We start from the raw sequence: 13,162 nt of genomic DNA, 5'->3' as shown, positions 1-13,162 counted from the left end.
TAACTACTCCGTGGAGGTTCGAATCCTTCTCCTACAGCAGGTTATTTTGGGTTTATTGTTAATTGACTAAAACCATGAAATTTTGTTTCATGGTTTTTTTTATGCTCTTTCTATAATGAGCCTATTTTTTAATTTGGTATATAAATGCTTTTTCCCAATAAGATTTTGATAAAATACTTGCTTACCTCTATTAATGAATTAGTAATTCATGAGCATAAATCTACTATTTAATTATAGATATGATATTGAAATATTACATCTGATATGAATACTGTAAAAAATATAATTATTTGTTATAATAATTTTAATAAACGAATGGTATTTCTAATTTTGACCCAGCAAAATAAAAATCTGTTGTAGCAAAATGACAACAGATGTTTTGACTCTTGCTTATTCAGACCTATTAAACCTTTGGTTTTTTCTTTCGAATATGAAAAACCAACAAATACTGGCGGAAGGTCAGTAGAAATTAAAATTCATCATTGTAGGATGTTGAAACTGGCAGACAAGCCCTCCTGTCTCGGGGGTGGGGATCCCATCCCGATAGCTATCGGGATCGGAAAGCATAAAGCGTAATTCAACCGGACTATTGCCTAACTGCCCCGTGGAGGTTCGAATCCTTCTCCTACAGCTTTTAAAAGCAGCACAGATGTGCTGCTTTTTTCATTTAAGTTTGGACTAATTGTCTATTTTAGACAAAAATCCGTGCTATATGGCTGAAGAGCAAAAAAACAAACATTCCAAACATCCCTTTAGAAAGAAGGTGCTGAGATGGATGATGTTTGCTTTTCTATCCATCATTTTTTTAGAGTTTCTATTCTATTTCGGAGCAAATTTTGTCTTGGCTGACTGGGCCAGAAGAAAAATAAACGATTCTGCTCAAGGTGTCTATACGATTGATTTTAACAGAGTTAGGTTCTCAATAATTCGAAGGGGAGTATTCTTGGACGGATTGATTATGAAGCCTGTGGGGGAGAGAAAACCGGATCAAAAACAGGCATTATTTGATTTGACTTTGGATGAGTTAGCACTCAGAAATTTGTGGTATGATTTCTCAGAGGGGATTTTTTATGTCGGGAAACTGGACTTTGATAACCCTGTCATTAGTATGGATTTGCCTATAGCAGACAGTTTGGACACTAGTGTCGTTAAAGAATCCTCTGTAAAAGCCTTAGAAAACGAACTGAAGAAAATCATTAACAACACTAGGTTTAAAGGTGTTTATATCTCCGAATTATCTATCAATCATGCGGATTTATTCTTCTTAAACTTCCTTAGTCAAAACTCTCTAAAAGCTGAAAACACTAGGTTGTTAGTAAAGGATATCGACTGGACTAGTAGAGGAGAATGGAAAACACCATTCAATGCTAAGGGATTTGAGTTTGATCTAAACAATGTGGATTTCCCTCTTCCAGATGGCGTTCATTCCATCTATGCAAATCAGGTTTATGTCAGTTCATTGGATAATGTAATAGATATCAAAGGCTTCAAGCTTTACGCTGATAAAACCCGTGATAGTAAAACCTATTATGATGTGGATCTAGATGAACTGCGGGTTGGAAATGTCGCATTAAATGAGGCCTTTATGACTTCCAATGTTTCGATAGATGAGATTATTCTAAACAATCCTGAATTCAGAGTATTGCAGAATAAGCGAGAGACGAAGGACAGCACGGCCACAGGCGATTTGAATGAGTTGATTAAAGGCATATTGGAGTCCTTTGAAGTGAAGGAGCTTTCAATTAATAATGGGAAGTTTATTACTTCCGATGCTGATGACACGCTGAAAAATCGCATTGACATCCAGAAACTTGATTTCAAGATGGTTAAGTTTTATTTGGGTGGGGATGAGAAGAGAAAGGAAAATCAATTTTTTTATGGAGAAGATGCTGCCATGGAGATCCAAGATGCCGACTTGTATCTCTCAGATGAGATTCATGTGATCTATAGCGATCGTGTTAGCGTCTCTTCTTTTAAGGATGAAATTATCATAGAAAATGTACTGGTGGAGCCGCGGACGGTAGCTCTTGAAAAATTGCAGCCTAAAAATATTGTTAGAATTTCGTTGCCAAAACTCTCGCTGAATAAAGCAAACCTTAAACAGCTCTATCGTGAAGGGAAACTGAGTATAGATGAAATGCTGGTTCAGTCTCCCAAAGTAGAGATTACAGAGCTGGTTAGTCAGGTAGAAAATGTAGACACTGAATCTGTAGCAGAGCTTTTGAAGGGTTATTTGAATGAAGTGGCTATTGGGAGATTTGATTTGCAAGAAGGTGAAGTCCAATTCAAAAATGAGCAAGGTGTACGTAGTAATGACATCGGATTTGAGAGATTTAGCTTGCTATTAGAAAAAGTATTTCTTCAACCAAACTCAGATATTGATGTTAGGAATCAATTTTTAGCGAAAGAAATGGTGCTTAGTTTATATAAATACAGGCTGAAATTGAGGGACAATCTTCACGAATTCATGGCTGATAAGGTATTGATTGACTCAAAGAATTCTCTGGTAGTCGTAAACAATTTTACCCTGAGACCAGAAAATCCTGACTCTATTCAATACATTCTAGACAGCTATGGTAAGACAGTGATCTTAAACCTTACAATTCCTGAATTCAGAGTAGAAGGGATTGATCTTATGGCAGCATACCAAGATGAAAAACTTTTAATAAACAGGATTCTGGTTCCCTCACCTAATGCAAGCTTAACACGATTTAGAAAGAAGAACTCAGCTGGTGGCGCCTCAAACCAAGTAGAATCGTCTGATGAAATCGAGGATTTACTCACCTCTTATTTTTCTCATATACAGATAGATTCAGTCAGTTTCAGTGATGGTCAAGTTCATTACTTGAATCATGCAGCAGCGAAAGAGTTGTCTTTGAGTGAGGATAGTCTTTCACTGAATTTAAAGGGTTTCTATCTCCAAAAGGGGCAAGTTTCTGAAGCTGGCAGGACATTTTTCTCGGATGAAATAGAATTGATTTTAAGGAAATATGATTTCTCGGTAGCTGGGGGAAATTATGAAGTAGATACTGATGGATTGAGATTCAACTCAAAATCAAAAACCATTTTTGTAGATAATCTAGTTTTAAAGCCAAGCAAGTCCATAAAAAGTAAAATTGCTTTGTCTCTTAGCTTGCCAAGTGTATTATTTGAAGGAGTTGATATAGAGTCATTTTTATTTGAAAACCAACTCGATTTGGATAGGCTGGTAGTAGATGGTAGTACCATCAGTTTAGAAATCAATAAGGATTATGACGAAAGTGGGAAAGAGAAAAAAGATGATCCTCTAGATGGGAAAGCGCTTCCAAAGTCTATTGAGCGAGTTACAATTGATGGTGTTGTAGCAAAGAATTCCAAACTGAGTTTGAATTATAGAATAGGAGAGGATGACTTTCAGTCTGTTCAAACGAATTTTGATTTGGAAATAAATGGATTGAATCTGGATTCGGCAACAAATGCAAGGCAGAATATTGAAGGGCTTTTCAGAGAAATAAATCTAACATTGGAAGATTTCTCTTATGCTTTACCGGATAGTATGCATACGATTAAGTTTTCCAGTTTGACGGTAGACAATACGGACGTCGAAACTGTTTTCTCTGATTTTGAAATAGTACCACGAAATACTACGGGTGCTCCTGGTAAGCCAATCGTATCTGCAAAGATTGATCAGTTGGGCGTTAGAAATAACAATCTTCGTGATATTCAGTCCACAGGGATTTTTGATCTGAGTCAGCTTAGATTGAGTAACCCAACGATTAAAGTATATCTGGATTCAGACGAGAAAGCTAAGAAAACTGAAAAACCACAAAAGGACACCAAAGTAACAGGACTTATAGAATCTGTGCTTTTGCAGGATGTATTAGTGCAAAAAGGAAATATTGCTTTCTTTAACAAAGATGGAGGCCAAATACCTAGGATGGCTTTTCGAGATGTGGATTTTGGATTAAAAGCCATGAATCTGGATTTGCTGAAAAAGAGTAAGGATTTTAGTCCTCAGTTACTGCTTGAGAAGGATCTTAGTTTATCTCTTTCCAACTATCGTATTTATACAAAAGATAGTATGAGTAGGCTAACTATTGGTAAGATCAGGTATTTGAACAATGATATTATACTTGATAGTGTCTATTTCGAGCCAGCTATGGGGAGATACGAGTTCCTGAGAAAAAGAGTATATCAAGACAATACAATTACGGCTTTTGCCAGTAGCGTACATCTAAAGGACATAGATTTTCAAGAATATTTTAATAACAACAATTTAAGGGCTCATTCACTAAAGTTGGATGGTTTTCAAATGGATGTGTTTAGAGATAAGAGAATTCCCATTAAAGAAGGAATTATCAAACCAATGCCTCAGCAATTAATGGAAAATGCTCCGTTTGATTTAACTATAGATTCGGTGATAGTTAAGGATGGATTGGTCAGATATCAGGAATTCGCACCGAAAGCTATGCTTCCAGGCGCTATTTATTTTGATGATCTGGACGCTTCAATAGCTCCTTTTGCGATGAGAAGAACTGGTGAAGATTTTCCTTTGAAGTCCAGTATGCTTTCAGCCACCTCTAAGCTGATGGGAGAAGGGGAAGTGCAGTTAAATGCTGACATGTCCTTTGGTGACCCTTACCCGATGGATGTGGATGTGGAATTGGGAAGGTTTGATCTTACGCTTCTTAATAATATGCTCAGTAGAGGACTTTTTTTAAGAGTTGTAGATGGTCGAGTTACTGATGGTAAATGGAATTTCAGGATGGACGACGATGTGGCTCGAGGTAAAATGAACTTTAAGTATAAGGATCTAAAGATCGAGTTCTTGGATTCTTTGACTTTGGAGCGAGGTAGAGGTAAACTAGGTTTAATGACTTTTCTTGCCAATACCTTTGCTAAAAATAATAACCCAAGGAAGTTTCTGAATCATCGTGTGACCTCGCGCGTGTATTTCGAGCGAGACAAGTCCAAGTTTATTTTTGGTGGATGGTGGCGCGCTACCTTTAGTGGACTTAAAGGGACTTTGGGGCTTGGTCAGCCCAAAGCTCCAAAGAGAAAGGAAGAGGATTAGGATCAGTATATATTTCGCGTTTTAATAAGAAAAGCCCTTATGAAATTGATTTCATAAGGGCTTTTTAGTTATTTCTTAATTTGTTTACCTTCTAACGATTTTGAGTTGCTCGCTATTAGTACCCCAAATTAACTGAACGATATGGATTCCAGGAGCAGCTTGTTCTAGGTAATCATTAACAGCTACACTTACATCTTCAACTGACCTGACTGTATAGGAATGGAAAACCCCTTTCACATCTGATATTTTGATGAGTATTTGCTCATCTCTATAGCTGCTTCTATCCAGTAGATCAACTGAGACGTAGCTTCCTGGGCTGCTAGGATTTGGATAGGCTATCCATTTGGATTGGCCTTTGAGTCCTTTTACCTGAATAGACCTTGTGACGCTATAAGCAAAAGATCCATCCACATCAATTTGTTTCAATCGATAGAAAATATTTCCTCCTGCTGCTGGTAGATCTGTGTCCTCAAAGCTGTAAGAAGTAGGAGAGTCTTTATATCCTTGTCCATTTACTTCTCCGATTTTAGTCCAGGAAGTCAAATCACTAGATGTAGCTCTTTCAATCTCAAAACGGTCATTTTCCCACTCCTGTGCTGTTGCCCAAGTGAGTTTACCTGAACGATTTTCTTGGTTGTATTCGGCTTTGAAATAGAGGTATTCTACTTGGAGGATACGATTGACTAGATAAGTAATGTAAACAATGCCTTTTCCGCCTTTTCCTCCTGCGCCGTATCCTGCACCACCACCAGACCCAGTTTTATTTCTGCCTGTGCCACCCGTAGCAGTGGGACTTGCCAGATTTCCATCCCCTCCAAGTTTCACTCCATTGGCTGATCCACCTATCCCAACTTTCTCAGTTCCATTAAAATATTCACCAATGCCACCACCTCCGGCACCGTAATATCGTATGGAGTCTCCCAAATTAAGTCCTACACCAAATGCGCCATTTCCTCCTTCACCTTGTCCAGCTCCAGCAGCCTTGCCATTTGGACGATCAGCCGCTGTCCAAGGAACCAAACCGCCTCCACCGCCACCTGCAATTGCATTCTGATTTGAGTTATAGTCACCATTTCCTCCAGGGTTCCCTTGATATAATGTTGCGCCAATACCAGAATATATAATTGGAATAGAATTTCCTCCTGTGCCAGCTGCTCCAATAGGGTTAGGTCTTGCTCCGCCTCCGCCACCTGAAGCTCCGGCTGCTCCAGGAATAGAGTTTTGGGAACCACCACCCCCACCTCCCGGCACAGATATATTTATTGGATTCCCATCTATGTTTCCTAAGAATTTAGACGGGTCACCATCTATACCAGATGAATTAGGGGCTGTTGCGCCAAGTCCACCATCTCCTACAGTTATTTGAAATGAGGTGCCAGCAGGTAAGCCGTAAGGATTAGTAGTACTAAAAGATTGCTTAATTAAGGCTCCAGACCCACCACCACCTGAACCAAAGCCACCACCACCACCACCACCACCACTACCAACGATAACTGTAAATTCTTTCAAACCTTCCGGAGCAGTCCATGTATAGTTACAAGTGAATTCAATAATCGTAGTACCAGAAATTGCTCCATCATCAATTACTTTAAAGCAAGGTCCTACGGGAGGTAAAGGATAAGATATCAGGATAAGACCTTGTCCGCCATTTCCTCCGTTACTATTACCATCTGAACCACCACCTCCGCCACCAGGTGCTGTTCCTGCTCCTCCAGGGTTGTTTCCAGATCCTGTTCCTCCAGGGCCTCCAGGTCCACCGTTTGATCCACCTCCATTACCGCCTTTGCCACCAGCGGAGACTGTTGGGGATGATCCATTTTGGCCATTATTAGTTTGTCCTGTACCGCCATTTCCTAAGGTGCCACCTGAAGCTGCACTCCCACCATTTGCAAAGGCAAGGCTTGAAGGAAACGCGGGATCTCTAGTTGCGTAGCTATTTCCGCCGCTAGTTGCTGGTGAATTTGTTTCTCCATTCCCACTCGAGCCAATATACATACCTATCGGTTCGCCAGGGATAACTGGAATGGTAACTTGTGAGTAGCCGCCGCCTCCACCTCCAGCACCGTTGGAAGCTTTACTTCCGCCGCCGCCGCCGCCCCAAACTTTGATGGTGATTTGATAAATACCAGCAGGGACATAATAGGTGCCAGATGAAGTGTAAACCGCTGATCGAATTCCGAAAAAAGTAATATTATTATTAGTTATGGGAACAAAGCACGCGTCTGTATCTTTTTTGATTTGGGAAATAGTGAGTGAAGTTAAATCTTCATTGCCAATAACAGTAGTTGGGAAAACTCCTTTTCCATTTGTAAATGTTACCGAAGTAGTAGTTGGTCCGGAAGTGTTTGCAAGCCCCATTGAATAGGTCACTAGATAAGTGCCGTTTAGTAGAATGGTTGGGTCGCCTGTGATTGTTACTGTAGCGGTACCGCCTGTTGCTGAGGGAGATACTGATGTGATGGTGCTTAGCGTATAAACTGGAGTTACTTCTACCGTTCCAGTTGCAGAAACAGTTCCACAACCTCCAGTAAGTGGAATCGTGTAATTGTAAAAACCTGGGGTGACAGCCCCAGTAATAGTGCCACTGATCGTAATTGTGTTACCAGAAAAACCAGCAGTTAATCCAGCTGGAAGACCAGAAGGAGCTCCAATACCAGTCGCGAGAGTAGTAGTATGCGTAAAAGGAGTGATTGTTCCATTTAAACATACACTTGGATAGGTAGAAGGCGGAGTTGCCGTATTTTTCTGAACCGTAATCGAATTAGAGGTCGCAGGACTTGTAGCTCCACATCCTTGTAAATCTTGATAATTCACAGTAACTGCTTTACTTCCCGGAGTCAACCATTTTAATACTAGGTTTGGACTACCATTTCCTCCAGAAGTTATTGAGTAATCGGTACCTAGTGTTCCAGGAATAGTCCAAACGTAATTGGTTTCGCCAGCTTGGGTTGAATATGTTACATCAGTATCTACGCATGTTGGGCTAGATGGCTGTGCTGTAAATGAGACTACCGGGAGTGCATTTACCACAAACGCCCCCGAAATTGCACTGGTCGCAGTGGTTCCACAAGAGCCCGAAGAGGAAACTTCTACATAATAGTATTTTGTCCCAGCTACATTATTTAAAGGCAAATAACTATTTGAATTTGCTCCTGGAATAGAACTTCCTCCAGAATTCACATTTGTTGTATTACTATACCATTGGTAAGTAAAACCTGTTCTATTAGCTACAGAAATGGGGCTGAAAGCAGGAGTTGAGTTTATACATTTAGATTGGGTCGCATTGCCTAGGCTTGGGCTGATAATAGCTGCAGTTGCATTGACAGTGATAGTGCCAGTAGCATTGACAGCCCCACATCCGCCCGTTAATGGTATAGAATAAGTAAATACTCCAAAAGTAGCAGGCGTTCCAGATATAGATATGGTATTACCAGAAAAAGAAGTAGACATGCCTCCTGGATTAGAGGGGCTCCAAACTATTGTGCCGATACCAGTAGCCCCAGTAGTCGTATGTGTTATCGCAGATAGTAAAGCTGTGTTTATACAAACAGTAGGCGAGGAAGAAGCTGCAGCAACAGTGTTAGTTGGATTTACGATGTAGGCTCCAGAAACTGGGCTAGTCACACTACTTGTACAGGTAGGAGAACTTACGACAACATAGTAATATATAGTACCTGAAGCAGAATTAAGCGGGGTATATGTATTTGAAGTAGCTCCTGAAATCGAATTTGGTGTTGTATAATCTGGGGTATCATTGCTAAACCACTGATAAGTGTATCCAAATCCAGTTCCTACTGACATTTGGCTAAAAGCTGCACCATTAATGCATGTTGAACCTCCTGAGGTATTTTGACTTTTGATGCTTGGGGTCTCATTGATTGTAATAGTACCTGTTGCATTTACAGTTCCACATCCACCAGTTAGAGGAATTGTATAGGCATAATCCCCAAATACGGTAGGAGTTCCTGAAAATGTAATCTGATTTGAAGCCCAAGCAACGGTCACACCAGGAGGTAGGTTTGAGGCTGCCCCAATTCCTGTTGCTCCAGTAGTGGCTTGAGTTACTCCTGCTGGAAGGGCTGAGCCTTGGCAGAAAGTAGAAGAGGTAATGGATCCAGCGGTATTGTTAGGGGAAACGACGATAGTTCCTGTGGCTATTGAGCTAGTACAGCTTCCGGTTGGAGTTACTGTGTAGTTATATGTGGTTCCGGCTGCAGCTGCTGTTGGGGTTCCAGAGATAGTTACCAGACCACCTACATAGTTGCCCGTGACTCCTGGAGGTAAATTGGAAAATGTAGCTCCATAAGCTCCTTTGATAGTATAAGTAATATCAGTAATTCCAGTTCCAACACAAACTGTTTGACTTGCAGTGCTAGCTGTTGAAGTAAGGGTGTTGGAGCAGGTCCATGTGATTATTATCCGTCCATCTCCTCCATTACCACCAGAAGTTCCATCTGCGCCTTCACCACCTCCACCGCCTCCAGGTTGAATTCCATTTTTACCCAGTTGTTGTGCTGCTGTACCTGATGTACCACCGGCACCACCTGAACCGCCCCCATTTAAACCTATTCCTCCAATTCCTAAATTGTTTCCATCAGCTCCAGCTAATAAAGAATTTCCTGCAGCCCCCCCACCTGATCCTGGGCTATTTCCAGAATTTGAAGGAGTAGCAGAATTACCTCCTCCTCTATAAACGTATGATCCAGCTCCTGCTGCCCCTCCTGTACCAGCTGTAGTACCGCTTCCTCTACTTCCACCATTTGCATATAGTTGTGAAGGCCCAACAGGCCCAAATATTGAAGGCATTCCATTTCCTACGGGAAAAGGTGCCGGGGAAGTGGAGGATTGCCCTATGCCTCCAGTACCAATAGTGTAGGAGATAGTTCCTCCGGGGGTTACTGTATAGTTATTTGCTAAAATAAAAGCTCCGCCTCCTCCTCCAGCAGCTCCTTTGTTTCCGCTATTAAAACCACCACCTCCACCAGCTCCCCATACTGATACACTGATAGTGGTTACTCCATCTGGAACTGTGAAGTTTGCTGAGCCTGAATTATAAGTTACTGTCTGTGCTCCTAGAAAATTAGAAAATAGGGCAAACCACATCAATCCTAATAGAAAGATGAACCGAGAAAGTGAGTTAGGTAAAAGGTTCTTCAGAGGCATTAATATCTAATTTGGAAAAAAGTATTTCATTGCTATTAAAATGCACTTCAAATTTAAGATGATTTAAATTAAAAGCAATGGGTTTCGGTATAACTGGTTGAAAATAATTGACTTCTCAAATTGAGCGTATTTATAAGCAGTAATTAGTGAAAAATGTTTTTCCACTGCAGATAAGAAACTCCTATATAAAAAAAACCGACTCTGGAGTGAGTCGGTTTAGCAATTAATTTTATACAGGGTTCTTTATTTTAACTTCCCTTCTGTGTCTGTAAACTTGCCTATTATTTGGGCACCACTGTTAACTGTAACGGAACCATATACAGTAATGGAATTGCCTTCTCCTATGAATTCAAGCGTAGATCCACTATTCAATTTTAAATCTCCATAGATTACGGTGTTGCCATGAAGTTTAAGTGTAGAAAGGCTACCCAAATTCAGGCTTGTGTTCTTTTGATACTGTCCAAAGACAAAGGAACCGTTTACTGTCATTATTGCATCACTATTGATATTTAGGTTTTGCTCGATTGCCAAAGAGCCACAAAACAAGAATGAACCTCCAATATTGACAGCTTTTAATACGCTGGAGCCTGAATAGGCAGCTGACTCATACATATTGATATTTAAGTAGGCAGTACCGTTGTAGTTAGGCAATCCAGCGCAGCTCGCATCAGTTGATCCAACACTCTTATTGATTTTCAAAATCTGAAGACCAACATGACCAGCAGCAACGAACACAAACTCTTCTTCGTTTCGTAAGAAGTTTGAAGATCCATCCAGATCAAGAACGCCCAAACTTTTGATAGCGGCTAGATCAGCTACATCTGATATAGAAATTCCTGCTGCGCCATTTGCCATAAACAGCAAGTTTTTATCTACCGAAACAGCATTTGTCACGATATCACTTGGATCTACATCCTCTGGATTGTTTGGGATAGGTAGTTTTTGAATCAAGCTTCCGTCAGTCATTTTGTAAATACCGGCACCCTTGGCGCCTTCAGCTACATATAAATTCCCGTTGTCTATGTCTAATGTTCTTTTTGCACCAGCTACATCTGCTGGCATAGGGATATTAATTACTTCAGATAGACTGCTTGGATCCAAAATATGTACACCTGAGGTACCGCTAAGAACTGCAAGTTTCTCACTTCCAAATGCTACTGCTCTTAGGTCTCCCATTTGACTGCTAGATCCAGGTTTATGGGAGCCATCAAAAAGACCGATTACGCCATCATTTCCGCTAGTAACAGCTGTATTTGAATTTGTGTTTGCAACATCTGTGGCAACATAACTAGGCAGGGAGGTGTAAACAAAGTCAGAGATGAATTTCCCGCCAGCTACAGATACAGTGATCAAGTTAGCTGGAGAAGTTACATCTGTGTTTACATCAATATTTACTGCAGCGGCAAGGTAAAGTATGCCGTTTTTGTATTCTAGGGAGCTTATATCAGCATCCGTGAAAATAGCCTGTTCGGTGATTACTGGGCTGTAGAGATTTGTGATGTCAAAGATATCAACTGCTCCCAAATAGGTACTTCCTTCTGTATTGTAAGATACATAGGCATAATCACCATCAATATCCACATGAGTTGCTTTAAGTGTTTGTCCATTAAAGACAGGTGCTTCCACCTGGGAAACCATAATAATAGGTAGGTGGGATGCTACTTCTAGCAGTCTCCCTGTAGGAAGATCGGGGTCAATTAACGCCATAACACCTGTATTATCTCTTTTTACACGCGTGGTTAGAGATTGACTGTCAGTGTTTATTGTGATGTTTTTTGCGATGCTAGGGCCGTCACCAATTGGGTCAGAACTATCATTACAGGAATAAAACGCTATGACAGCAAGCAAGCTGAGTAAATGATATTTTTTCATATTGTTTTAGATAAAAGATGAGACCTTATTTCATCTACTTAAAATTGTGGTTTATACGCGTAAATAAGAATTATATTTTAATAATAACTTTTTTGAAGATTATTATATGGCCAGAGACCTAAATTCATATCAAAAATGAAATAATATTTTGAATAAAAAAATATGTGAGTATAAATATTTTCAGAATAAGGGTGTTTTTATGAAATAGTTTGTCTGCCTAATTTTATTAAAAATATCCCTCTTCGAAAGAAAAAATGTTGTATCCCATTATATATACTAAATAACCAGTTTGTATGAAAAAAGCAGAACTTTACTAATAAAAAAACCGACTCATTTTTGAGTCGGTTTGGTACAGTAGTGAAAGAACAATTATCTTTATTTAAACTTCCCTTCTGAGTCTGTATAAGATCCTATGATTTGTGCGCCACTGTTAATAGTCACTGTACCATAAACTGTAATGCTATTATCTTCTCCTAAGAACTCCAGAGTAGCTCCACTATCTAGTTTAAGATCTCCGTAAATTACAGTGCTTCCATGTAATTGAAGTTTGGAATCACTATTGACATTCAAACTTGTATTCTTTTTGAATTGACCAAAGGCAAATGATCTATTAATGGTCATCAAACCATTGCTGTTTACATTCAGATTTTGCTCTATTGCCAGTGAGCCACAGAATAAGAAAGTGCCTCCAATATTTGCCGTTTTTAAAACAGTTGAACCTCCGTAGGATTGAGATTCATTCCCATTGATATTTAAGTTGGCATTACCGGTATAGACAGGCAAGCCATTGCAGGAAATATCTGTAGCACTAGCAATTTTGTTAATTTTCAATATTTGAAGACCACCGAATCCTGTAGCTACAAATACAAATTCTTCTTCATTTCTTACATAATTAGAAGACCCATCAAGATCCAATACACCAAATTGCTTGATTGCAGCTAGGTCGGTTACATTTGATATGGAGATTCCCGCAGCACCATTTGCCATGAACAGCAAATTATTATCAACGGATACTGCGTTTGTAACAATGTCACCTGATTCTACATTTTCAGGGCGAATTGGGATAGCTAAATT

3 protein-coding genes and 1 pseudogene are annotated in these 13,162 nt (G+C 39.9%); 1 reads left to right on the top strand and 3 read right to left on the bottom strand.

From position 1 onward, the window contains the following. Positions 1-712 precede the first annotated feature (712 nt). Positions 713-5,053 carry a hypothetical protein gene (locus ESV85_RS14730; RefSeq protein ID WP_146918854.1) on the top strand — a complete coding sequence of 1,447 codons (4,341 nt, stop codon included), beginning with the start codon at positions 713-715 and terminating at the stop codon, positions 5,051-5,053. A gap of 84 nt (positions 5,054-5,137) precedes the next feature. On the opposite strand, the gene ESV85_RS22330 is transcribed toward ESV85_RS14730, so the two are convergent. The 3 genes and pseudogenes from ESV85_RS22330 to ESV85_RS22325 form a co-directional block, all read right to left on the bottom strand. Continuing rightward, positions 5,138-10,216 carry a beta strand repeat-containing protein gene (locus ESV85_RS22330; protein WP_191322024.1) on the bottom strand — a complete coding sequence of 1,693 codons (5,079 nt, stop codon included), beginning with the start codon at positions 10,214-10,216 and terminating at the stop codon, positions 5,138-5,140. Between the two features lie 243 nt (positions 10,217-10,459). Continuing rightward, the gene (locus ESV85_RS14720) at positions 10,460-12,088 is read right to left on the bottom strand and encodes a hypothetical protein (protein WP_146918852.1); all 1,629 of its coding nucleotides are present in this window, start codon (positions 12,086-12,088) and stop codon (positions 10,460-10,462) included. 375 nt (positions 12,089-12,463) lie between these two features. Next, positions 12,464-13,162: pseudogene (locus ESV85_RS22325) on the bottom strand (hypothetical protein); the annotation flags it as partial.

This window comes from Algoriphagus aquimarinus, from assembly GCF_007997215.1.
Classification (GTDB): Bacteria; Bacteroidota; Bacteroidia; order Cytophagales; family Cyclobacteriaceae; genus Algoriphagus; species Algoriphagus aquimarinus_A.
The sequence above is the reverse complement of the archived record's forward strand: the minus strand, read 5'-3'. Positions and strand labels throughout refer to the sequence as shown.